The 24,344-nt window shown below is 38.0% G+C and carries 26 protein-coding genes; 19 read left to right on the forward strand and 7 right to left on the reverse strand.

Annotated elements, in window-relative coordinates:
• Window positions 1–44: 44 nt before the first annotated feature.
• Window positions 45–1,808: an ABC transporter ATP-binding protein gene (locus tag H3T55_RS05255; RefSeq protein WP_225533634.1), complete on the reverse strand. Its 1,764-nt coding sequence runs from the start codon at window positions 1,806–1,808 to the stop codon at window positions 45–47.
• Complete coding sequence (locus H3T55_RS05260; protein ID WP_225533635.1) at window positions 1,798–3,528, reverse strand: ABC transporter ATP-binding protein; 1,731 nt, start codon at window positions 3,526–3,528, stop codon at window positions 1,798–1,800. The genes H3T55_RS05255 and H3T55_RS05260 overlap by 11 nt, the downstream gene beginning before the upstream one ends.
• A 405-nt stretch (window positions 3,529–3,933) precedes the next feature.
• Here H3T55_RS05260 and H3T55_RS05265 point away from each other — a divergent pair, with 405 nt between their 5' ends.
• From H3T55_RS05265 to H3T55_RS05275, 3 genes are all read left to right on the forward strand, one after another.
• Complete coding sequence (locus H3T55_RS05265; RefSeq protein WP_225533636.1) at window positions 3,934–4,779, forward strand: putative ABC transporter permease; 846 nt, start codon at window positions 3,934–3,936, stop codon at window positions 4,777–4,779.
• Window positions 4,780–5,035: 256 nt separating this feature from the next.
• A complete protein-coding gene (locus H3T55_RS05270) occupies window positions 5,036–6,169 on the forward strand; it encodes a 3D domain-containing protein (protein WP_225533719.1) in 1,134 nt (377 codons plus the stop codon).
• A gap of 150 nt (window positions 6,170–6,319) precedes the next feature.
• Window positions 6,320–6,889 carry a GNAT family N-acetyltransferase gene (locus H3T55_RS05275; protein WP_087640983.1) on the forward strand — a complete coding sequence of 190 codons (570 nt, stop codon included), beginning with the start codon at window positions 6,320–6,322 and terminating at the stop codon, window positions 6,887–6,889.
• 29 nt (window positions 6,890–6,918) lie between these two features.
• On the opposite strand, the gene H3T55_RS05280 is transcribed toward H3T55_RS05275, so the two are convergent.
• A complete protein-coding gene (locus tag H3T55_RS05280; protein ID WP_225533720.1) occupies window positions 6,919–7,437 on the reverse strand; it encodes an LURP-one-related/scramblase family protein in 519 nt (172 codons plus the stop codon).
• A 42-nt stretch (window positions 7,438–7,479) separates the two neighbouring features.
• Window positions 7,480–8,349, reverse strand: coding sequence for a Cof-type HAD-IIB family hydrolase (locus H3T55_RS05285; protein ID WP_225533637.1), 870 nt, complete (start codon window positions 8,347–8,349; stop codon window positions 7,480–7,482).
• Window positions 8,350–8,543: 194 nt separating this feature from the next.
• Between H3T55_RS05285 and H3T55_RS05290 the strand changes: the two genes are divergently transcribed.
• The 5 genes from H3T55_RS05290 (at window position 8,544) to H3T55_RS05310 (ending at window position 12,986) form a co-directional block, all read left to right on the forward strand.
• A complete protein-coding gene (locus H3T55_RS05290; protein ID WP_225533638.1) occupies window positions 8,544–9,227 on the forward strand; it encodes a uracil-DNA glycosylase in 684 nt (227 codons plus the stop codon).
• Window positions 9,228–9,380: 153 nt separating this feature from the next.
• Window positions 9,381–10,361, forward strand: a complete 981-nt coding sequence (pta, locus tag H3T55_RS05295; protein WP_087640987.1) for a phosphate acetyltransferase — start codon at window positions 9,381–9,383, stop codon at window positions 10,359–10,361.
• 141 nt (window positions 10,362–10,502) lie between these two features.
• Window positions 10,503–10,961 carry a tRNA (adenosine(37)-N6)-threonylcarbamoyltransferase complex ATPase subunit type 1 TsaE gene (tsaE, locus tag H3T55_RS05300; RefSeq protein ID WP_412523562.1) on the forward strand — a complete coding sequence of 153 codons (459 nt, stop codon included), beginning with the start codon at window positions 10,503–10,505 and terminating at the stop codon, window positions 10,959–10,961.
• Window positions 10,961–11,482: a GNAT family N-acetyltransferase gene (locus tag H3T55_RS05305; RefSeq protein WP_225533640.1), complete on the forward strand. Its 522-nt coding sequence runs from the start codon at window positions 10,961–10,963 to the stop codon at window positions 11,480–11,482. Before tsaE ends, H3T55_RS05305 begins: the two co-directional genes overlap by 1 nt.
• Window positions 11,483–11,666: 184 nt before the next feature.
• Complete coding sequence (locus H3T55_RS05310; RefSeq protein ID WP_225533641.1) at window positions 11,667–12,986, forward strand: 6-phospho-beta-glucosidase; 1,320 nt, start codon at window positions 11,667–11,669, stop codon at window positions 12,984–12,986.
• Between the two features lie 23 nt (window positions 12,987–13,009).
• Here the strand turns inward: H3T55_RS05310 and H3T55_RS05315 are convergent, their stop codons facing one another.
• The 3 genes from H3T55_RS05315 to H3T55_RS05325 are packed head-to-tail and all read right to left on the reverse strand — an operon-like array spanning window position 13,010 to window position 14,805.
• Window positions 13,010–13,771 (reverse strand): MurR/RpiR family transcriptional regulator, encoded by a 762-nt coding sequence (locus tag H3T55_RS05315; protein WP_225550116.1) that lies wholly within the window; start codon window positions 13,769–13,771, stop codon window positions 13,010–13,012.
• Between the two features lie 17 nt (window positions 13,772–13,788).
• A complete protein-coding gene (locus H3T55_RS05320) occupies window positions 13,789–14,310 on the reverse strand; it encodes a GNAT family N-acetyltransferase (protein WP_225533642.1) in 522 nt (173 codons plus the stop codon).
• 18 nt (window positions 14,311–14,328) lie between these two features.
• Window positions 14,329–14,805 (reverse strand): GNAT family N-acetyltransferase, encoded by a 477-nt coding sequence (locus tag H3T55_RS05325; RefSeq protein ID WP_225533643.1) that lies wholly within the window; start codon window positions 14,803–14,805, stop codon window positions 14,329–14,331.
• Window positions 14,806–15,028: 223 nt separating this feature from the next.
• Between H3T55_RS05325 and H3T55_RS05330 the strand changes: the two genes are divergently transcribed.
• The 11 genes from H3T55_RS05330 (at window position 15,029) to H3T55_RS05380 (ending at window position 24,289) form a co-directional block, all read left to right on the forward strand.
• Complete coding sequence (locus H3T55_RS05330; RefSeq protein ID WP_176372832.1) at window positions 15,029–15,199, forward strand: hypothetical protein; 171 nt, start codon at window positions 15,029–15,031, stop codon at window positions 15,197–15,199.
• Window positions 15,200–15,219: 20 nt separating this feature from the next.
• A complete protein-coding gene (locus tag H3T55_RS05335) occupies window positions 15,220–15,729 on the forward strand; it encodes a phage major tail protein, TP901-1 family (protein ID WP_087640993.1) in 510 nt (169 codons plus the stop codon).
• A gap of 199 nt (window positions 15,730–15,928) precedes the next feature.
• Window positions 15,929–16,270, forward strand: a complete 342-nt coding sequence (locus tag H3T55_RS05340; RefSeq protein WP_225533644.1) for a tail assembly chaperone — start codon at window positions 15,929–15,931, stop codon at window positions 16,268–16,270.
• A gap of 53 nt (window positions 16,271–16,323) precedes the next feature.
• Window positions 16,324–16,623 carry a hypothetical protein gene (locus H3T55_RS05345; protein ID WP_225533645.1) on the forward strand — a complete coding sequence of 100 codons (300 nt, stop codon included), beginning with the start codon at window positions 16,324–16,326 and terminating at the stop codon, window positions 16,621–16,623.
• 24 nt (window positions 16,624–16,647) lie between these two features.
• Window positions 16,648–18,648: a hypothetical protein gene (locus H3T55_RS05350; protein WP_225533646.1), complete on the forward strand. Its 2,001-nt coding sequence runs from the start codon at window positions 16,648–16,650 to the stop codon at window positions 18,646–18,648.
• 13 nt (window positions 18,649–18,661) lie between these two features.
• Window positions 18,662–19,429 carry a distal tail protein Dit gene (locus H3T55_RS05355; protein ID WP_225533647.1) on the forward strand — a complete coding sequence of 256 codons (768 nt, stop codon included), beginning with the start codon at window positions 18,662–18,664 and terminating at the stop codon, window positions 19,427–19,429.
• Window positions 19,423–22,254 carry a phage tail spike protein gene (locus tag H3T55_RS05360; RefSeq protein WP_225533721.1) on the forward strand — a complete coding sequence of 944 codons (2,832 nt, stop codon included), beginning with the start codon at window positions 19,423–19,425 and terminating at the stop codon, window positions 22,252–22,254. The genes H3T55_RS05355 and H3T55_RS05360 overlap by 7 nt, the downstream gene beginning before the upstream one ends.
• A gap of 25 nt (window positions 22,255–22,279) precedes the next feature.
• A complete protein-coding gene (locus tag H3T55_RS05365; protein ID WP_225533648.1) occupies window positions 22,280–23,155 on the forward strand; it encodes a phage baseplate upper protein in 876 nt (291 codons plus the stop codon).
• Window positions 23,155–23,385, forward strand: coding sequence for a hypothetical protein (locus H3T55_RS05370; protein WP_225533649.1), 231 nt, complete (start codon window positions 23,155–23,157; stop codon window positions 23,383–23,385). The genes H3T55_RS05365 and H3T55_RS05370 overlap by 1 nt, the downstream gene beginning before the upstream one ends.
• Window positions 23,382–23,702: a collagen-like protein gene (locus H3T55_RS05375; RefSeq protein ID WP_225533650.1), complete on the forward strand. Its 321-nt coding sequence runs from the start codon at window positions 23,382–23,384 to the stop codon at window positions 23,700–23,702. Before H3T55_RS05370 ends, H3T55_RS05375 begins: the two co-directional genes overlap by 4 nt.
• Entirely contained in the window at window positions 23,702–24,289 is a 588-nt protein-coding gene (locus H3T55_RS05380; RefSeq protein ID WP_225533651.1) for a hypothetical protein, read from the forward strand. Before H3T55_RS05375 ends, H3T55_RS05380 begins: the two co-directional genes overlap by 1 nt.
• The last annotated feature ends 55 nt before the right edge of the window (window positions 24,290–24,344 follow it).

The raw sequence follows: 24,344 nt of genomic DNA on the forward strand, positions 1-24,344 counted from the left end.
TTGATCTTTTCTACATCCCAGAAAAGATCAAGGGTTTTTATTCATTACAATTGATTCTTAAATTGAGCTTCGTATAATGCATGATAATAACCATCTTCTTTTTCGATCAGTTCGTCGTGACTACCGATCTCAACGACTGCTCCTTGATCCATGACTAAAATTTTATCTGCATTTTTGATTGTTGATAATCTATGAGCGATAACAAAGCTCGTACGACCAGTCATCATTTGCAAAAATGCGTCCTGGATCTTTTTCTCTGTCAAAGTATCGACTGAACTAGTGGCTTCATCAAGAATCAACATAGGCGGGTTGCTGATCATCGTTCTTGCAATTGTCATCAATTGTCTTTGACCTTCTGAAATCTTGATGCCGCTTGCACCGATCAGTGTATCCAATCCTTGTGGCAAACGTGTGACAAAATCAAAGATGTACGCTTTTTTCATGGCTTCCTCGATTTCTTCATCAGTTGCGTCTGCATTGCCGTAAGTCAGATTATCACGGATCGTACTGTCAAATAGCCATGTATCCTGCAAGACCATACCGAAACTTTTCCGCAAACTATCTCTCGTTATTTGTGTGATTGGATGTCCATCAATTAAAATCGATCCACTATTTACATCATAAAAACGCATCAGCAGATTTACTAGAGTTGACTTTCCTGCTCCGGTTTTACCTACGATAGCAATCGTTTCACCTGGGTTAGCGACCAAATTAAAATTTTTGATCAGTGGTTTAGATGGAGTATAGGAGAAATCAACATGATCAAAAACAACTTTTCCTACTGCACTAGTCAAAATAATAGCATGTTCGCCATCTGGCTTTTCTTCGGGCTGGCTAATAATATCAAACGTTCGATCCAGTCCAGCTAGAGCCGTTTGAATTTGAGTGGTAATACCAGATAATTCAATAAAAGGTTTTGAAAATTGACTAGAATAGATCGTAAAACTTGAAATCACACCGACGGTTACAGTATGGTTGCCATTCAAAAGCAATAATCCACCAACAAGACCGATCGATAAGTAAGTCAAATGATCGACAAAACGTGAAAGCGGGTTTGTTAACGAAGAAGAAAACTGTGCTTTTTGTCCTCGAACATATAAATGTTGATTGAGCTGTTCAAAGCGTTGCTGAGAAACGTTTTCTTGTTGAAAAGCTTTGACGATTTTTTGATTTCCAACCATTTCAGAAACAAATCCGGATATTTCTCCGACTATTTTTTGTTGCTCAGCAAAGTTTTTTTGTGAAGAGGTTGCGACTAGCCAATTAACAAGAAAAATGATCGGCGTTGACACAAGGACAACGATCGTGAGTAGGAGACTAAGCTTCAACATGAAAAAGAAGGCAATGATCACAACGGAAATTCCTGAGAATAGCTGGTTAAAAACAGCTGAGCAAGCAACAGAAATATTATCCATGTCATTCGTAAAACGGCTGACGATATTGCCATGTGAATTTTGATCATAGTAGTTGAGCGGCAGGCGATTCAGATGAGCAAAGGCATCTTTTCTAAGTTCAGCTACAGAAAGATAAGCGACGCGATTACCTAAACGCTGGATCAACCATTGACTGATGACTGTCACGATCAAGATGCCGCCAAGCAAGCTAAGTAAATAAAACAATCTGTGAAAATCCACATTGCCTAAACCTATCATAGTGTCGATCGATTTTCCCATATAATAAGTCATCAACACAGTCGTTAGTCCGCTTAAAATACCTAAAATCGTAGCAGCTGTTATTTCTTTTGGATAGTTTAGTAAATAAGGGAGAAAACGATTAAAAGAACGAGTTGAATTTTTTTTAGTCATCATGGCCGTTTTCCTCCTCTTGTGAAGCGACAATTTCTTGATATTCTTTAGAAGAATTCAGGAGCTCTTCGTGTGTCCCTAATCCGACTTGCTTACCGCTATTTAAGACTAGGATTTGATCTGCTTGTTGAATAGAGCTGATTCTTTGAGAAATCAGGATCAAAGTCGTTTCTTGCAGGTCTTTCTTTAACGCAGTTCTTAAATCTAGGTCAGTTTGGTAATCTAAGGCACTCAATGAGTCATCTAGAATCAAAATATCTGGTTTACGAATCAAAGCCCGAGCAATCGTCAGCCGTTGTTTTTGTCCACCAGAAAAATTCTTTCCGCCTTCATAGACTAGGGTGTCTAAACCCTCGCTTAAATTTTCAACAAAATCTTTACATTGAGCCGTAGCAAGAGCTTGCCAACATTCGTCATCAGTGGCATTTTCTTTGCCCCACTGGAGATTTTCACGGATCGTTCCAGTAAATAAGACTGCTGTTTGAGGTGTAAGAGCAATTTTTTTGCGTAGTTTTTCTATAGACCAGTCGCGTACATTTAGATCATCAACATAGACATTTCCTTCGCTTGTATCATAGAATCGCGGAATCAGTTGAGTAAGTGTACTTTTCCCGCCGCCTGTTGGTCCAGTGATCCCCAAAATTGAATTTTTTGGGATCGTCAGATTAATGTTCTGTAGAGCTAAGCCGGCATCAGGGTGATAACGGAATGAAACCTGATCGAAGACGATTCCTTGTGAAGAAAGGCCGTCAGATTCATTGGATACTTTTTCTTGAATGCTGGGTGTGATCGCTAATACTTCATTGACTCTTGAAGCAGAAGCAGAAGCTCGTGTAAAGATAATGACTAAATTTGAGACAACGATCAATGCCAGCAGCATCTGATTCATATAGTTGATCAAAGCCAATACTTCTCCTTGTTGCAGTCCGCCAACCTCGACCTTTATTCCGCCAAGATAAAGCAATGCTAATATGCCAAGATTCATAACAAGAGTGGTCGCAGGCGTCAATAAGGCGGAAATATTTGAAACACGTACATAGATGGAAGCAAGATCATCTGTTACTTTATTGACCTGTTTTTCTTCTGTCTGCTTTCTAGAAAAAGCTCGAATTACACGAACACCGCTTAAGTTTTGGCTGATTTGCCGATTTAATAAATCAAGTTTTTCTTGAACTTTCTTATATAATGGAACAGTTGTTTTGATAATAAAATAAAGAATAATGCAAAAAAGTGGGAGCATCAATAAAAAGATCAACCCCATCTGAACATTGATATAAAAAGCCATGATGACAGAACCGATACTTAAAAAAGGAGCTCGAATAACTAAACGTATCAACATTGCTAATGCTAGCTGCAGTTGATTGATATCGTTAGTCATGCGTGTAATCAAGGTATCAGTACCGAAACTATTCAGTTCGGCGTGAGAGAGCTGATTGATTTTTTTCATGAGCGCATTTCTCAACTCTGTGCCAAAGCCTTGCGAGGCGATCGAAGAATAATATTGACAAATCATGACACAGATCAAACCAATGATAGACATCAAAAGCATCCAGCCGGCCATTTGCAAGACATAACCCTGATCATTATTTCGAATCCCCTGATCGACCAAGCGAGCCATAAACAAAGGCAAGACCAGTTCAAAACAAGCTTCTAAAAATTTGAAAAAAGGCCCAAGGATGACCTGTTTTCGATATTTTTTAGCAAATCTAAGTAAACCTAACATAGAACTCCTCCTTAAGTTATAAGTAACAACATTCCGCTTCGCTACACCTTGTACTGTTTAACATCAACTCAATACTTTCTTTGTGATTCTCAGAAAATAGGAAATATCGAATGCGGCGTTTTTTGCCATACTCTATTTTTGTCTTTTTTTCGAGAGAATGGCTCATGTAGCTGGATAACACGAATAATCAACACTTTTTATTAACTGTGTTTCACAGCAAAAGTAGTATTTCTCGTACTGATAAGTATATCTCATAATTTTACTGTGTTTCTTATCATATTTCTAAACAAAGATTTTCTCTTCTATTCTATATCAATCTGGAAAGCAAATAAAGTTGCTCGCCTTAATCGGTACTTATTTGTTACAATAATTGTGAAAGTACTAACTATTAGAAGGAGAACATCTATGGATGAATTTATTAAAGTCGTTTTACTATTTTTTATTTACGCATTTATTGGTTGGTTATGGGAAACAGTTTATTGCTCATTAAAAGCAGGAAAATTTGTTTATCGAGGATTTTTGATCGGTCCGTATTGCCCTATTTATGGTTTTGGTATTTTAGGTGTGCTGTATTTTTTAGATCCATTCAAACAAAATATCGTGCTTTTATACATCTTATCAACCATTCTGGTAACCATTTTAGAGTATCTAACGAGTTATGGATTGGAAAAGCTTTTCCATGCATCATGGTGGGACTATAAGGATGTCCCAATGAACCTAAATGGTCGTGTAGCCTTGCCTGTATCGTTGTTTTGGGGGATCGGCTGTGTTTTGATCGTACGAGTGATTCACCCGAAAGTGCTACTATTTGAAGGCTTTTTGGCTAAACACTTTGGTTTGGTACTGCCGATCATTTTATTGATAATGATCACTAGTGATTTGATCTATACACTTATCAACATGCAAGCTTTCAAAAAAGTTACTACTCAACTCAGTACAGCAGTGGATGAAAGAAAAGAAGAATTGGCAGCTAAATTGAATGAAAAAAGAACAGAGTTTTCTTCAAATCTTTCTGAGCTGAAAGAATCTATTTCAGAAGAATTGACTGAACGAAAAAAAGCGAAGTCAAATGAACGCATTTCTTTGATCGAAGAGTTGAAAAATACACCGTCAATCAACGAGCTAGTTTCACATATTGGCTTCAATCAAAAGCGTTGGATTAAAAATTACCCTAATTTAACATTGAAAAATATTAAAAATCCATTTGAAGTAAAAGAAATTATCAATAAGAATAGAAAAAATAAGAAATAATGCTAGTTTAAATATAACAGTAGAGAGTTGTGTTTCATTTAATGCTAAAAGCTAGATAGAAGTGGGTTTCAGTCTATATTTTATGGATAGATTAGTACGGATTTACAGTAGTTATATTACAGTGAAAACGACATTTTCGTTAAAATGTAACAAATTGTAACAGTATTGAAATAATAAAGGCGTGATTGATTAGTATAATGAATAGAGTTGGATTTAGTTAGGAAAGGTGTTGGATTCAGTGAAAGTAAAAAAATTGATGCCGTTTTTAGCTGCTATCTTAGTTATGAATGTGGGATTTCCAGTCGGCGCTTTGGCAGAATCATTAGATGATCTGAACGAAAAAGAAGCACAGACTGAACAAGTGGGAGAATCCCTTAGCAAAGATATCAATACAGCTTTAAATGATGTTAATAAAAAATACGCTGAAATTGAAAAACTTAAAGTAGATATTTCAAAAGCTGAAGAAACAATCAAAAATTCTGAAGCAGAAATCACAATAACAGAGCAAAGCATTGAACGCCGGAAAGAAGTCGTTGGAAATCGTATGAAAGATATCCAATTGAGCGGGGAACATCGGACGTGGCAAGTATTGCTAGATGCCGAAAATATCTCAGATTTCTTCAATAAGGCATTTGCAATGACTACTTTACAAAATGCTGAACAAGATAAGATAGAGAGTTTGTCTAAAGACAAAGAAAAATTGAAAGATCTTCAAGAAACTGTAAAGAGCAAGCAAGAAGAGCTACAAACCAACGAAGCGAAATTACAGGAAGAAGCTTCTTCAATGGATGCGCAAGTCGCTTCTTTAAAAGAGCAATTAGCGGATAATGAATCAGCTTTACAGTTGATCGCCAGTCAAAAGCAAACAGAAGAAAAACGTATTTCTGATGAGAAAAAAGCAGCAGCAGCCCAAAAGCAAGCAGCAGCTCAAGAAGCACAGAGAAAAGCTAATGAAGCAGCATCGTCAAGTACGAGCAGCGAATCTTCAAGCTCCACTGATTCAAGCAGCAGTTCAAGCTCTAGTAGTGAAGAACAGCCAGTCGTAACACCGCCATCTGAGCCATCGGAAGAACATCCAAACCCTGGAGGCGGCGATACAGGAGGAGGCAATGTACTTTATGTACAGTCAACTGCTTACTCTTGGAGAGAAGCTGGATCTGGTTATATCACGGCTACTGGGATCGACTTACGTTCAAATAGTAATGTAATTGCTGTTGATCCAAGTGTGATTCCATTGGGATCATTTGTTGAGGTGGAAGGTTATGGCTTTGCAGTTGCTGGAGATACTGGTGGCGCAATCAACGGTCATATCATTGATGTCCATTTCCCAACAGTCGATCAATGTATCAACTGGGGACGTAGAAACAATGTAAAGGTTACGATTCAATAAGAACGTAAAGACACTTTTCGAAGTGTCTTTTTTTGTTAAGATGAAACTAAATAAACAAGTAATTATTTAAAAGAAATTAGAAAGCAATAGAATGTAATGCATTAATTTTTCATAAATGGTACACTGCTTTATAGAAAGAGAGGAATAACAATGATTCGTTTTGCAACAAAAGAAGACGGAAAAGCTATTGCTCCGTTGATCTTAGTTATTTTGAAAGACATGGAATTGCCATTATTGGACATTGTTCCTGAGGAAACCATTTTATCTGTTTTAGCTGAAGCTTCAGCTGATCCGACGTATCGGTATGGGTATCAAAGAGGCTTAGTGTATGAGCATGAGGGACAAGTCGCGGGAATCGCCTTTGGTTATCCGAATGAAGATGAACCAGTGATCGATGAACCTTTGAAGAAGGTTTTGCGTAAACATAATTTAGATGAAGAAATTAGGATTTTTGTTGATCCTGAAACATTGCCGAATGAATGGTACCTTGATTCAATTTCAGTAAATGAAAAATATCGTGGTTTAGGTATTGGCTCGAAATTACTAGATGCATTGCCGCAGATCGCTAAACGAGATGGAAAAGAAATCATTGGATTGAGTGTAGATAAAGCAAATCCTAATGCGAAAAAATTATATAGCCGTAAAGGATTTAAAGATGTGGCAGAAATGATGATCAGCGGACATGTATATGATCATATGCAAAAAAAAATCAGCGAGTAAAAATCGCTGATTTTTTTAGTTGTGTCAAACTACTGACAGGTACCCAGACCCATAATTGGTTTACGCCCATTATTCTTTTTTTTATTATATAGCCAGTAATCGAGAACAGCAGCAATACAAATACAAAGAGGGGCATCGTCATCATCAACTACGTTCAAGCTGAAGTAATCTCCAGTAAAAAGAGTTGCTTTACTCATTTCCATGATTTCATGATTCATTTGATAGATGGAGTAATGATGATTTTTTATATCACCTGAGACAGTCCAATGTAAGTGCTGGATGTAGTAGAAGTCAGCGTTTAAGTTTAGGATTTTTCGTAAAACACCGACTTTTTTAAAGCCTTTATACAGTTCAAAGCGTGAACCGAACATAAAAGAGGTTTGTTTGATACTTGCGACAAGCTCCCCGCTCATTGCATATAATGAAAGGGCATCGCCTCGAGTTCCCCAGCGTCCGACAAGTAGGTAAAGAGATTTACCATCTTCATCTTTGACAAGTGTTCTCGTGATATTGCTTAGTTGTTGTTCTTGTATAAAAAACTCAGACACCATCTCTCACCTCTTTTCATTGTTGTCTGACTGAGAGAAACGTTATAAGTCTTCTCTGATTGCTCTTAAAATAGCTTCGCCAACGCCATTTTCCAAGTTGGTCGATGTGACATATTTGGCGTGATCTTTCACTTCAAGTTCTGCATTTCCCATGGCAAAACTAACACCGGCCCATTGAAGCATACTGACATCGTTAAAATTATCACCGATCGTCATAACTTCCTTTTCAGAGATACCGCGGTCTTTTGCTACATGAGCAACAGCAATGCCCTTTTGTGCGTTTTTATGATTGACCTCGATATTGTTTTGGGCAGAAGAGGTAACAACCAGATCAGGTAACTGTCTAATTTGAGTACTTGTTGGTCCTAAAACGGTTGGTCCTTCCATACTGAAACCGATGATTTTTAAAATCTCTATATCCTTTTGCTCCAGCAGAGAACGAATGTCTTCGATATAATTGACATCTAGTAAAGATAGATGAGCTGCTGCCATCGCAATAGCCACTTTATAGGTCAAATGAGGCATGGTCGTTGCAATATGGGCGGCAAAATTTTCGATTCTTTTTTCTTGATGTGCTGAAAAAATACCTTTATTGGTGGAAACTTCAAAATATACATTATTTGCATCTAGGATATCCATGATTTCAGCTGTCGTTCCCTTTTCGATTCCTGCTGTAAAAAGTGAGTTTCCAGCTTTATCAAAGACTTTTGCACCATTCAAAGTAATCATCGCACATTCGATCCCAGCTTCGTCCAGTGCTGGTTTGGCTTCTGTATAGGCTCGACCTGTAGCGACCATAAATTCGATCCCAAGACGTTCTGCCTCGCGTATCGCTGAAGCATTGTCTTTTGAAATGCCCATTTTTGAATCTAGTAATGTTCCGTCCATGTCTGAAGCAATCAATTTAATCATAAATTTTTCTACACCTCGTTTATTTAACTTACCTATAGTTTACCATGTTTTTATGATTTCAGTGCAGAAAAAATTTTCTTGTCACATCCCATAAAATCCGCTATGCTAATCATGTAAAAGAAAGTTGGCAGAATAGACGTTTTACTTAGTGAATAATTACAGTAAAAAAGAATTATATTAAAGGAGAAGTATTAATGAAAGAAATCATTCATAATAGCTGGCAAGATGTTTTAAAGGATGAATTCAGTAAAGACTATTATCTAAAGCTGCGTGAATTTTTGAAGCAAGAATACAGTCACCAAACCATTTATCCTGATATGTATCATATTTATTCAGCCCTTGAGCTGACGCCGTATGAAGAGGTCAAAGTTGTGATATTAGGACAGGACCCGTATCATGGACCAAACCAAGCACATGGACTAAGTTTTTCAGTACAGCCTGGAGTAAGAACACCGCCATCATTGATGAATATTTACAAAGAACTTCAAGATGATCTGGGCTATCCGCCAGTCTCACATGGTTTTTTGGAAAGCTGGGCAAAACAAGGAGTTCTACTATTAAACACTGTATTGACTGTTCGAAATGGACAAGCTTATTCTCATCGTGGACAAGGGTGGGAAAACCTGACGGATGCAATCATCCAGAAGCTGAATGAGTGGGAAAAACCAATTGTCTTTATTTTATGGGGCAAGCCGGCACAGGAAAAAATCAAGATGATCGACACCAATAAACATATTATTATCAAATCGCCTCATCCAAGTCCCTTAGCAGCTCATCGTGGCTTCTTTGGTTCAAAGCCATTTTCAAAAACAAATCAAGCATTAGAACAGTTAGGAGAAACGCCGATCAACTGGCAGTTGCCTGATACAGTGTCATAAAACAGAGCTCATCTGTTATAGTGCAGATGGCTTAGTTTGTGAAAAGGATATCAGAATCAGTGTTTTTTCCACTAATACAGCAAGAAATAACTGTTATTTTCTTTAAGAATGGTGTATGATAAGTTTGTATAAATAATCATTGGAGGGTATATCGTGGAATTATTCGATAGCTTAAAATTTAAAGTCATTCGCCGCAATATCAAAATTGTTTTCCCAGAGGCAACAGATCCTCGTATTTTGGGAGCTGCCGCACGTTTGAAAGCAGAAGAATTAATGGAACCGATCTTGATCGGAAAGCAAGAAGACATTGTTGAAGCAGCACATGCTCGTGGAATCAAAACATCAAACTTCACTATTATCGATCCTGATAATTATGAAGGATGGGAAGAAATGGTTGCATCATTTGTTGAACGTCGTAACGGTAAAGTAACAGAAGAAGATGCACGTAAGATTCTTAAAGACGTGAATTATTTCGGCACAATGCTGACTTACATGGGTCTTGCAGATGGTATGGTCAGCGGAGCGGTCCACTCAACAGGTGATACTGTTCGCCCTGCATTACAAATCATCAAAACAAAACCAGGTATCAGCCGTACAAGTGGTGCGATGATCATGGTTCGCGGACGCGATCAAGAGAAATATATCTTTGCAGATTGTGCGATCAATGTAAATCCAACAGCTCAAGAACTTGCTGAGATCGCTGTTGATAGTGCAAAAACTGCTGAATTATTCGATATCGATCCAAAAGTTGCAATGATGAGCTTCTCTACAAAAGGTTCTGCAAAAGCACCTGAGGTTGATAAAGTTGTTGAAGCGACTAAAATCGCCAAAAGTTTAGCACCAGAATTGGAAATCGATGGAGAATTACAATTTGATGCTTCTTATGTTGCTTCTGTAGCACAACTTAAAGCGCCAAATTCACCAGTTGCTGGTCAAGCTACAGTCTTTGTTTTCCCAGAATTACAATCAGGAAACATCGGCTACAAAATTGCACAGCGCTTAGGTAACTTTGAAGCGATCGGACCAATCTTACAAGGATTGAACAAACCTGTTTCAGATTTATCTCGTGGTGCAAATGAAGAAGATATCTACAAGTTATCGATCATCACTGCAGCACAATCATTGATGAATTAATTATATAACTAGAGAGCTAAACAAAACGAGGGATGTTTTTGTTTAGGTCTCTAGTTTTTTTTAGGATAATTCGGTATACTACACTACATAGAAAGATAGAACAACGAGTTAGAAAAGCAGGTGAAAAAAGTGGAGATTTTAATCAATGATCCTAAAGAAACAGAAGAGATCGCTAAGCTCATTGGTTTGAGTGCAAGAGCAGGAGACACGATCATTCTTTCTGGAGATCTCGGTGCGGGGAAAACAACGATGACCAAAGGGATCGCTTTAGGGCTAGGGATAGAGCAGATGATCAAAAGTCCTACCTATACGATTATTCGTGAATATCGTGAAGGACGATTGCCGTTATATCATATGGATGTTTACCGTATTGAGGATGGCGCGGATGATTTAGGGTTAGAGGAGTATTTTGAAGGAGACGGTTTATCTGTTGTTGAATGGGGAAAACTCTTAGGTGAATTTATGCCTGACGATTATCTGGATATCACAATTGAAAAAGATTCAGAAAATCTGGAAAAAAGAAAACTTGTGATTCAAGCGTTCGGACGACGGTCTGAACTATTTTTAGTACGAATCCAGCAAAAAATGGAGGAAAAATAATGACAGAGGTTGAATTTACGATTCGAGAAGCAATTCCAACTGATGCTGCAGAGATTTTACGAGCTCTCAAAATTATTGGCAGCCAAACGCCTTTTTTAGTGATGGATGAAAAAGGACTGGAGATGACGATAGAAGAAATGAATGAAAATCTAGGGAATCTCTATGATTCTCAGAATAATGTTTTGATGGTCGCATTAGCTGATAACAAAGTGATCGGAACAGCTTCAGTGAAAGCATCAGCAAAAAAACGCATGGAACACATCGGAGAAATCGGTATCAGTATCTTAAAAGATTACTGGGGCTTTGGTTTAGGCAGTTTGATGATGGAAGAGTTGATCGATTGGGCAAAGGAAAGTGATGTGATCCGAAGGCTGGAATTAACCGTACAGCATCGGAATCAACGCGCTGTTCATGTTTATGAAAAAATTGGTTTTGTTACCGAAGCCATCATGCCACGGGGCGCTAAAACAGATGAGGGCGAATTTTTGGATGTTCATTTGATGAGTATGATGATCGATTAAGAAAGAAGAAAAAGTATTGGACAGGAGTGATCCAGCTGTTCGATGCTTTTTTTGTTACGCAGCGTAACTACAATGTCACAAGTTACCTATTTGCATTCCTGTAACGACTTCTTGTATTTCTATATACGGTCTTTCATGGAAACGCTATACTGAAAGCAGATAAATTACTAAGGAGCTGAAGGTCATGTCAAAAGGAATCAAAATTGTAACGATCGGTGGAGGTTCAAGTTACACACCAGAATTAGTTGAAGGATTTATTAAACGTTACGACGAATTACCGGTCCGTGAATTATGGCTTGTAGATATCGAAGCAGGAAAAGAAAAATTAGAAATCGTTGGAGAAATGGCTAAACGAATGGTCAAAGCAGCCGGTGTCGACTGCGAAGTTCATTTAACATTAGATCGCCGTGAAGCATTGAAAGATGCTGATTTTGTTACAACACAATTACGCGTAGGACTATTGGATGCACGTATTTTAGATGAACGAATTCCTTTAAGTCATGGCATGATCGGTCAAGAAACGAATGGTGCAGGCGGGATTTTTAAAGCATTGAGAACCGTCCCTGTGATTTTAGATATCGTTGAAGATATGAAAGAATTATGCCCGAATGCTTGGTTGATCAACTTTACAAATCCAGCGGGAATGGTCACAGAAGCTGTTTTACGTTATGGTAATTGGGACAAAGTCGTTGGGTTATGTAATATTCCAGTCAATGCCGTTTTTGAAGAAGCAGCATTGTTAGGGGAGGAAAACCGTGATTTATTCTTCCAATTCGCTGGAATCAATCATTTACATTGGCATACGATCACAGATAAAAATGGAAAAGACCGCACAGATGAGCTGATTAAAATCATGTATGGTCAAGACGATGCAAAATCGATCGTGGCAAATATCAAGGACAATAATTTGATCTGGGAACAAGTAGAGAATCTACATATGGTTCCTTGCCCGTACCACAACTATTACTACTATACAGATAAAATGCTGGCAGAAGAGTTAGAAGACTTCAAAAACAATGGGACGCGCGCGGAAAAAGTGAAAGAAATCGAGCATGAATTGTTTGAATTATACAAAGATCCAAACTTAGACTACAAACCAAAACAACTTGCAGAGCGCGGTGGCGCCCGCTATAGTGATGCAGCTTGTGAAATCATCAATTCGATCCACAATGATAAACGTACAACAATGACTGTCAGCACAAGAAATAACGGAACGATCACGGATTTACCAGCTGAAAGCGCAGTTGAAGTAACATGTACGATCACAGGAAAAGGTCCTGTTCCATATAACTTTGGCAGCTTTGAACCAAAACAACGAGGATTGCTGCAAGTCATGAAATCTATGGAAGAATTAACGATCGAAGCGGCAGTAACGGGAGATTATGGAACGTTATTACAAGCATTCACGATGAATCCATTGATCACAAGCGGAGACGTTGCCAAAGAAGTGATGGATGAATTATTAGAAGCACATAAAGCCTATTTACCAAATTTCTTTAAATAAAAAAATAAACAAGCAGCAGCCTCTTAGGTGCTCGCTTGTTTATTTTTTTGCACTTCTTTAGCCAAGTATTCTACAGTATAAAGCGCAGGGACTTGGGAGGTGATATCGCTGTCACCGATTCTCTCTGTCGAAATATAGTATGGGATATTGACATCAGATAAAGAGGCAATCGTTGATTTTTCACTATTTGTGATCGAAATGATCGCACAATCATTAGAAAGAAAATGATTTAAGTAATTGATGATCGCTTCATTTTCACCACTGACAGAAAGAGCAATGACACAGACGTTTTTTGCAATGCTTTTGTTGAAAAAGTTTACTGGGTGATTGATAGGGTCTTCAATATGAAAAGCCATACTAAAAATAGAAGAAAAGTACAACGCACCATATTCTGCAATGATTTTTGAAGAGCCCGTTCCAATAAATAGAACCAGATCTTTTTCAGCAAGTAATTTTACGGCAGCCTGCATTCGTTCTTGATAAAACGTTTCAGTTGATCGCTGTATAAAATTAGTGAACGAGGTTTCGTCAACAGCATGTGTCGTTATGGGTTCAGCTAAGGTTTTTCGATAAAGATTCAATTTGATTTTAAATTCGGAAAATCCATCACAGCCAAATTTTCGACAAAAACGAAGAATACTGGCTGTACTGCTGTGGGTTTCTTTCGCTAGTTCCCGAATCCTCATATAGACGACCTCATCGATATGAGCAGCAACATATTTGTAAATTTCTAAATCGATTGGGCTTAAATCAGGCGTGTGATCTAAAAAGAGCACAGAATTCACCACTTTCTTTTTACGGTTTACTTCACTAAATCAATGCTATAAACATAATGTTTCACTGGCAGACCAGAATAATCTTTATAAAACTCCTGAACAATGGTCATACCATTGTTTTCAGCCACCTTTTGAGAAGCACTATTTGTATCTCGAATGATCGAACAAATTTTTTGAGCCTGCAGGATATTTTTTGCATAGTTTAAACATAAGGCACTAGCTTCACTGGCATATCCTTTGTGCCAATATCGTTTGTTTAACAAATAACCAATTTCTAGTAAGTTTTTTCCTTCCACTTCTGAATAAACAATGCCGCATTGACCAACAAAGTTCTCTTCATTTTTATCAACGATCGCCCATAAACCAAATTGATTTTTTTGATAACTGGCTAAGTTCCAGTTGAGCCAATCGGTCACTTTTTCATCAGTAAATGGGGCTTCATACGCATACATCGTTTCTTCATCTTGTAAAATGGCACATAAATCTTCAAGGTCATCTTCTGAAAGTTCTCTTAAATACAACCGCTCATTTTCTATTATTTTTTTCATCGTTGATTCAGCCTCCTTTTAAAGCAATCCCATGGCCATTACATATTGCGGACCTGCTATCCCTTCGACAATCTTATCCATAGGTAAAAAACCAGATTTTTTATAAAGAGCTTGCGCTGCATTATTTTCTTTATTTACAGCAAGAACGATCTCATCAGCTGCTGGAAAGAGTTCTTGAGTAAACTTTGGTAATTGCTGCAAGACTTTTTTTGCATAGCCTTGCCCTTGATAGCGGGAGTCTGTCGAAAAAGTTCGTAGTAAAATCGCATGCTCATTTTCAGTATATAAAGAGACATCTTTCTTTTCGTCTAATACAAAAAAATTAGTTAAGCGTCCATTTTCGATTCCTACGATCGGATGAATGAAAGGATTTGTTAAAGCGATCTTTAAGGGAATTTCAGGTGTGCCTGTAAAACGAAGTTGTTCCTCAGTTAATTGGTATTGGTGGATCAATGCTGAAAATTCTTCATTATACTCGCTCAATAACATGTTCATTCTTCCCTTCCTCTTTTATTGTTGATTTCTTTCCTATTTTAACATACTCAACCCACTTTTTAACGTAAATGATCAGGGAAGGATTCAACTGTTGAAAGAAAAGTGACAGAGAACTGGGACTGTTTTAAAAGAAAATCGGAAGTTTAGACTGGTGATTTCTTTATATACTAGGTTCATCAAGTAACACAAGTCGCCCGAGACGTTAAATGAGAGGAGATGCAGGATGAAACTAGATGTTTCTTTGATGCAGCAGGATAAGGCGATAAAAAAACAATTGAAAGTTATCAAGAAGCTGCAAAAAAGGGTAAACGCAGAACAGCGTAAAAAGAATCAGCTTGCATCTCAATTAAAGCGATCGCAACACCGTATAAAAGAGCTGGAAAACCAGCAATAGTTGAAGGAGGAAATGAATAAATGACAGCATTAAGTGGAGTAGATGTAGTATGGCGTTTTCGTTTAGCCGAAGACGAAGGAAATGAACAAGCGTGGGGCTTAGCTTACAGCACAGAAAATGGGTATTCAAAATCAAAAGAAAGTGAATCAACTGTAACGAAAGACGGCAGCGTAGTCACACCAGGAGCGACCGAAACAACGGTTTCAGCAACAACACTTTATAAAATCGGTTCAACACAAATCGACAAATTAGAAAGCGCAATGGATGAAAACAAACGTGTCCAAATTTGGCGCATCAATACAAAAGAAATCGGTACAGGTGCAAATGAAGGCAAATACAAAGCTAAATATTTTGAAGGTTTTTTCACCTCATTTGAAGAAACAGATTCCGCGGAAAACAAAGTGGAATATTCATTAGAATGGGCCATCGAAGGCGCAGGTAAAAACGGATTCGCTTCATTAGTCGTTGATACGACTGAAGGCGGCGATTATGAATTTAAAGATACAGTCAAAGTAGAAGCGGCTGAGTAACGATAGATAAGAGGATGAGACAAAAGTCGTTTAGGTTTGAACAATTGGAGTAAAAAAGGACAATACGCTTTTTGTATTGCTCGTTTTTTGTGAAATTGCTGAAGAACCTGACTTTTGGCTACCGTTTATTAAGAAGTAGAGTCCAGAACAAAACTGTTTTCTCGTTTTGTCCCGGACTCTTAAAAACAGGAGGACAATCATGGAGCTTACAATTAACGATAAATTAGTAAATTTTAAATTTGGATATGGTTTTTTAAAAGAAGTCAATCAACGTTATTCTGTTGAACGCGGCGGAATGAAATTGAAATTAGGTGTAGGGGCGATCATCTCGAATTTATTATTATCAGATGTCGACACACTTTTTGAAACGTTATTGATCGCCAATTTAACAGAAAAACCAAGAGTCCAGATCAAGGATTTAGAAGCATATGTGGAAGAACATGGTACGCAAACTTTATTTGAAGTGGTCATTGAAGAACTAAAAAAGTCCGAATATACAGCGATGATGGTGAACAAAATGCTGGAGGAAGCCGAACTGTAAACTCGGAAGAAAATGATTTTGATGCAAGTTACGCTCAAGTGCAGCTTAACTGTTTGCGTTATTTGAATATCGAAGACCTCAATGAGATCGATCGATTGACGATTCCTGAATACGAGTTGCGGATCAAGGCCTATCAATTAAAAAGCTTAGATCAGCAATACAATATTCATTTACAAGCCTGGGCAACGGTCATGGCTGGACAAACCAAAAAAGGAAGACCTGTCTATCGAACCTTTGAGAAATTCTTCAATTATCAAAAAGCAGAGGAGCGAATCCTCGGAAAAGACCCTAGCTTGCCGAAAAATCAAGAAAAAGAAAAACTCCAGAATTGGATCGCAAACTTTAATTCGTAAAATTTATTAGAAAGGAGGAACTAAATGGAAAAAAAGATTGATGTAATAGCAGTATTGTCCGCTATAGACAAAGGATTAAATGGCTCATTAGATGACGTGTTTAGTAAATTAGAACGTGTAAATCAAAGTGTAGATAAATTGTTTTCATCACCAATGGATTCTTCTAACATAACTGCAAATTTTAATGAAGTAAAAGAATCGTTTTCTTCTTTAAATACCATGTTAGAAAGTTTTGGTATGTCAAATGTTCAAGGAATAGTAACAAACTTTAGTGGAATGGCCCAAAGTCAAATAGGTAAGGCTGCAGGAGCTTTTGACTTATTTGCATCAAAATCTGAAAGTGCTACGAATAAAGTAGGTAGTGTCTTTTCAAAAGTAGGGTCTTCATTTAAAAGTATTCCAGGAAGCATTTTGCCTGCATTTGATAGTGTAGAGACGAAAGTTAGTGGATTTACGAATGACGTAGCTAGAACCGTAAGTAATTTGGCGCCCAAAACTGTTTTATCAATGTTGAGCATGGAATCAGGAGTAGCCTCTGCAATGGATAAAATTGGTTTAAAAGCAATTGATGCAGAAATTTTCTTTGAATCTATCTCTGAAGGAATGAAAAATGCCACTCAAAATGTACCATTACTAACAAAATCTTTAGGTGGAATTGGATCAGTTTTTCAAAAATCAGCGGGTGTGGGTACTACAGCTTTAAGTACTATGGTTCAAGGGCTATCGTCCGTTTTTGGTGTTGCTCTTAAATTGCTTGGTCCAGCTGCAATACTTGGTGTTGCACTTGCAGGCTTTGGATTAATTAATAATCAGTTTGGGGAACAGATTCAAGGTATGCTGACTATGGTAATTGAAAAAGGTCCAGAGCTTATTACCAATTTTGTTAAAGGTATTACTGACAAGCTACCTGATTTGATTACTTCAGGAGCGCAATTAGTAGCAAGTTTAGCAGAAGCGATTTCAGTCAATTTACCAGTAATCATACAAAGTGCTGTCAATTTGATTAATGCCTTGGTTCAAGGTGTAATTGACAGCTTACCCACTTTAATTCCAGCAGCTCTAATGCTGATAGAATCATTAGCAACAAGCTTATTATCTGCAGCACCCCAACTATTATTGACAGGACTAGGTTTATTACTTGCTCTAGTTGACGGTATTTTAGCGAATAAAGACCAAATCATAACAACCGTTACAAATATTATTCAGTCATTCACAGAAAATGTGACTAATAAATTACCTGAAATTATCCAAAAAGGGGTCGAAATATTAACAAAACTTGCTGAAGGAATAGCATCTGTATTACCTAAATTGATACCAGTAGCATTAGAAGCGATTACAACTCTTGTGGGTACACTTTTAGAGCAATTACCAACTCTAATTGATGCAGCAATTAAAATCGTAGGCGCTTTGTGTAAAGGATTATGGGATAGTTTGCCGGATATTTTACTAGCAGCTGGAAAACTATTAATGACCTTTATCGGCGGAATCATTGATATTTTACCAGATGTATCAACGGCGGGATGGAAAGTAGCAAATGAAATTATCAAAGCAGTTACAGGAATAGACTTGTTTGAAATAGGAAGTAATATTATTAAAGGTTTAGCTAACGGAATTGCCAAAGGAGCAAAATGGGTTTGGGAAAAGTTAGAAGCTTTTGGAAATGGAGTCAAAAACTTTTTGGCAGAAAAATTCAACATCCACTCACCTTCCCGTTGGATGCGTGATGAAATCGGAGCCATGCTCCCAGCTGGTCTTGCTATCGGAATCGAACGAAATGCTCATGTGATCGATCAGCCGATGGATGACTTAGCCTCTAAAGTGATATTACCAAGTTTAGACAGCTTAGATCAACAAGTCGACACGGTTCAACAATTATCTGTTCATTCCAGCAGCACACAAACACAGCAAAAAGAAAAGCAACCTGCAACATTCAATATCAACTTTGGCAACCAGCAGTTTAAAGCTTTTGTCTCAGATATTTCTGAAGCAATGGGACAAGATGCTGCAATCAATTTAGCATTTTAGAAGGAGGAAAGAGATGTATTATTTTGAAGACACACTAGAAAAAGGTCATAAAGATGAGTTGATCCTTCCTTCTTCTGCAATGATGTATGACGGTGTTTATATCGAAAAAATGATCGAAGGATATCGAACCTTAGCTGTTACCGGCCGAGAAATGCTATCACTGGACATCGAAACACAGAACACACAAGTTGGAAGTATCAAATTAAATCAAAAATTACCTGCTAGAACGATCAAAGTCACCTATCAGTTGATGGGCAAAAATGCTCAGGATGTGCAAAAAAAATACCATCGTTTGATGCAGCTGCTTTATCGGGAAAAGGATGTCGAGCTGCGCTTTAAAGATGAGCTTGATTACCACTATTACGGTCAATATGTCACAACAGACGAGGTGCGTGGCGATACGAATAATATCATCGCAAGCTTTGAACTACTTTGTAATGATCCCAAAAAGTATTCGCTTTTGCTATCAACTGACAGCCAAATCACAACTTATTTACCATATCCAGTGACACCTGAAAAAATCACTGTGACGATTGCCAAATTTGGCACACTGTTGATTCAAAATGAAGATAAGACAATAAAAATTACCAGCTATAACTTAAGTGCTGATGATCAGGTCGTATTTGATTTCTTAAAAGGCAAAGTATTTGTGAACGGAATCGACCAAACCTTTTTATTGGACTTAGAAAGTGATTTTGAAAATTTCAGTATTAAGGAAGGGCAAACGATCACATGTAGTAATGGTCCAATGACGATCGCTTATCGGGAGGTGCAATTATGACAAGTGTCTATTTTTTTGATGAACAGCAACACCTTCTTCGGATCGTAAATGAAAAGGAATTAGTAGAGGTTGTTCAGGAAAAAGAGATCACAAGCAATAAAGAAGAATTGCTCCATGATACCTTGAATGTTTCCACAATTTATGATGAGGAACTAAAAGGGGCCTCTTATATGGCTGTAAAGGAAAGTAAAGACTTTTACAGCTTGTACCGGATTGTTGTCGATAGTGAAGCTGAAAATATTCTTTCATTTGTAGGTATCGCTTTTGCACCGGATGAGTTGGATTCATATGTCATAAAAAATATTTCGGTAAAAAATGTTTCTATTAAATCAACGCTTCAAAAGTTATTACAAGAGACAGAATGGCAGATCGGTCACGTAGATAGTGGACTCCCTTCAGTAACAGCAGACTTTAGCTATTTATCGATTCGTGATTCTTTGAAAGAGCTACAGACTAAAGGCTGTGAAATCCTGTTTAAATATAAGATCGACGGTATTGGGATCACTGAAAAATGGGTAGAAGTCTATCGTGAGATCGGTATACAGGGCAATCAGCGTTTTACGTATGGTGATAAAGCACTAAGTATTGTTAAAAAGCAAGACCGCAATGAAGTCTATACAAGCTTGATCGGTCGTGGACGCGGAGAAGATGTCGGTGATGGTAAAGGGAAACGTGCTGAATTTACAACGATCGAATGGAAAAAATCAAACGGCGATCCGTTAGACAAACCAAAAGGCCAAAACTGGCTGGAATTTCCTGAGATGACGAAGCAATATGGCATTCCTTTAAAAAATGGCGGAATGCGAAAACGAGAAAAGGTCATCACTTTTGATGAAGTTGAAGAGCCAAAAGAATTACTAAAACAAACCTATGAGGCACTTGTGAACTATTCTCGCCCGCTCACACAGTTTAAAACAGAAGTCTTAGGCGGCGATGCGATCGGGAACACAGTGACGATCCATCATCATGAACGCAACTACCATTATCAAACACGGATTTTTAAAGTCAAAATCGATCGTTTGACAGGAAAAGTGGAAGCTGGATTAGGAGATAATATCACAAAAAGTATGTCAAAAGCCGCATCAGATTTAAAAGGAAATGTTGCTTCCTTAGAAGAAAAAAAGATGACATTTTATGATTCAGAAGAAATCTCTAAATGGCAAGATGATATTATTCGCGGAGCAAAAGGCGGATCGATCAAATTGATGAACGGGATCGAAACAGGAAAGTCTGATAGTCGAGAACCGTATCAGATGGTTTGGATGAATAAAGATTCCCTTGAAGCAAGTGATCATTTTTTAGTAGCTAACAGTGAAGGTATCGGTTTTATCGATGGCAAATTCAATTTAGATAATTTCAAGACAGCGTGGACGATCGATGGTAAATTCAATGCAGATTTTATTCAAGCAGGAACAATCAGAGGACGTTTGATAGAAGGTTGTGAATTTCGAACATTAGACGATGCTTTCCAAATAAAAATTCTTAATGGAACGATTATTTTTAGTGATAAAAAAGCGAATAAGCGGCTTGGATCTATAAATGCAACCTTGAGTAACGGCGTTGTAAATGGCTTTGCAGTCACTCAACAACCAGGATTTATTTTTTCTTTAAACTCTGGAAGTAAGGATAAGGATGGGATATCAAATTATGTCATCCAAATTCCAAAAGAAAGTACAATGGAAGATCCTAAGTTGAATTCTAGAGCAGAGTGGAAGCATAAAGGCGATTTACACGTTACAGGTAAACTGACTTTAGAAGGTGAGTTACACATAAAAGGAAAACTCTTCTTGAATGGGAAAGAAATCACTGGAAACGGTAATGGTAGCGGTGGTAATGGTGGAACTGGTGGAGGATATCCTCCGGAAATAACAACTCAAACAGATAAATTTGCTTGGGATTTATGGAGTTACCTAGTCTCTAATGGGTACAGCCAAGCTGCAGCAGCTGGAATTTTAGGAAATGTTCAACAAGAAACGGGCGGAACGATGGATCCTGATACAGATCAAATAGATGGGCCAGCTTATGGTTTAGTACAGTGGGATGGTTCAAGTTATCCACTGATTGGAAGTCCGACTTGGGATGGTCGTGAGTATGTTAAACGTCTTGTTGGAGCTGCTGGGATTACCAATGACTATAAATCAACATTAGCTCAAGCAAAACTGATTGATTGGTGTATGTATAATGGTCAGTGGATTGGTGTAGTAAATCCAACTGGGGTTGATGGGTTTAAAGGACTTACGGACCCGGCGACGGCAGCCTATGCTTTTGAAATGAATTTTGAACGTCCTAAAAATGCTCACCCAGAAAGACAAGGTTATGCACAAGAATGGTACAACAAATTTAAAGATTTAAAGCCGTCAACAGGAGCGGGCAAAGCAGGATTGGATCATCTAGAATCATTAGTGGGCCAATATTGGGGGAATGGACAGTGCTATGCTGTACCGGCTGAATATTCAGGCTTTTTAGGTGGTTGTGGATTAGGCGCAGAAACTCAATATGGTTTAAGTCACGTGATTGGAAACACAGCTGCGGCAGCTGATATCGGTAGTTCGTACGATTGGGCAGCAGTGGGTTGGAGAGTCATTTTTCAACCTGAATACAAAGACCTAGTTACAGGCGCAATCATCAATTGGAGGCGTGGCGGAAATATCGGAGGCTTTAATGTTGATTATACCTATGGACACACCGGCGTTATCAGAGGATTAACTGCTGGAGGTTTTCAAACCTACGAACAAAATATTGGCAAAGGTCAAATTATAGAAAGATACGAACGAACATGGGTCGGATCGAGTGAGATCAGCTCAATCGTCATCCCGCCCAAATAATCGATTTTTAGAAAGGAGTGAGTGAATGTCTATCGTTTATCCAATTTTTTTATCCATCACACAACCGAATGACAACATTCCAACGATGGTCATTCGTCAGTTCGACGAGGGCACTCAAGTGTTGGATGTTACGATCACAGAACACGGCAAACCAAAAGACATTTCAAATTTAACTCCCTTTTTCTGCGTGAAACAAGGACATCATGCCGGCTTAGGACTATCTGAACAGAAAGTGACTAAGATCATTGATGCAAAAAAAGGGAAAATTCAATATACATTAACCAATTATGATATGCAGTCAGTGGGAGAAAATACAGCCTACTTCAGCTTTAGAGAACTCCAAAAGGATCTAAGCTGGCGTCAGCAATTTTCAACGAGAGATTTTGCTTATCAAGTAAAAGAAAGTATTTACGAAGATGGAATCAAAGACAGTAATTATATTTGGACCTTTGAAGAAATCTTACGCTATTTTACAGAATGGGTGAAAACCTGTCAGGAAATTTATGATGACTGGTATCTCGTTGCACAAGCAGAATTACAGCGGATCATCAATGAATTTCAAGGATGGATCACGTCAAATCAGGAGCGTTTTGATCAGTGGACTGCTGTTCAAAGAGCAGCCTTCGATGAGTGGTTTGCTTCTATTAAAACCATTCTAGATGAGAACGCAGCGGGGAATCTGCTGAATTTGATCGAAGAGCTAAAACAATCTCATTTCACGTTGAAAAGCGGAGAAACAGGTATTTTAAGAACGATTCGTGATGATAAATTCAGCTTGAACCATGGTATGACAAAAGTAGGGACAGTGCCGCATAAAAAAGAAGCTTCAGCATTGGTCATTGCTGAAATCGACAGTCAAAAACAAGATACATTCTTTTTACGAAAGGTGGGCTCCGTTTAATGGCAAATGAAGTAGAAATCAAAAAAGTTATGGAAACAGACACAGCAGGTGTGAAACGCCAAGTGTTTCCGGAAACGCATGTAAGTGCGATTCTAGGATTTGAAAGTATCGAAAATGTAGGAACAGGTGTGACCTCTATCAATGGTAAAACAGGAGATATCACACTGACAGCAAAGGATTTAGGCGTTGAAGGGACAGGAATCACAATAGATAAGGTGGGATCAGTATGACAGATATCGTTGAATTAAAAAGCGATGGCGTCGTTGTCTATCCAAAAACGCATGTAAGTGCAGTTGAAGGGATCACAACGATCAAAGGGGAAAAAGGAGACACGGGTCCAGCAGGCCCGCAAGGACTAACAGGAGCACAAGGTCCTCAAGGAGAAAAAGGTGCACAAGGAGCAACTGGCCCTCAAGGACCTGCTGGAACAAATGCAACAACGACTGCTGTTGCAACTCAAACAGTAAACGGGTTGATGAGTGCGGCAGATAAGAAAAAATTAGATACATTACCAACAATAACATTTAATAAGGTGGGATCAGTATAATGGCAGATATCGTACAATTAGAAGAAAAAGGGAATTTACTTTATCCGAAGACGCATACAAGCGCGATTGATGGGCTAGATGAAACATTGGTGAAAAAAACGGGTGATGAAGATATTGCTGGGGTGAAGAATTTTACGGATGGATTGAAATCACAGGGGGAAATAGTTGCTACAAAATCCGATTATTTTGGGCTCGTAGCTAGTGGTGAATATGTGTTGGCTTCTAGCAATAATAAATTACCGTTAGATAAAGGTACTGTGTTAACCAGTAATGAAAATTTCTGCACTGTAAATACTAATGATGTCACTGTCAATAAATCAATTAACGCTCTTGTAAATTATTCAGCTTCGATTTTGTGGGCTAGTGCAAATGGTTGGGCGGATGTTAGGCTGTATAAAAATGATACGTTGATATCTAGTGCAGCTATGGCTACCAATGTAGAAGGGCTGTTATTATCAGGATCAGGAGCTAACATTGTAAAGTTAACTGCAGGAGATAAATTGAGTGTTCGAGTTGTTATGGATAGTAATATGATAAATAAAGTAAAAGGAAGAAATCCCAATTTGACTATTTTAGGAATTAATTAAAAGACCAGACTTAGTAATTGAAAAACTATAAAAAAAACGATGGCTAATAAAAGAA

The sequence above is a fragment of the Enterococcus sp. S22(2020) genome (assembly GCF_020295385.1).
GTDB lineage: Bacteria > Bacillota > Bacilli > Lactobacillales > Enterococcaceae > Enterococcus_L > Enterococcus_L dunnyi.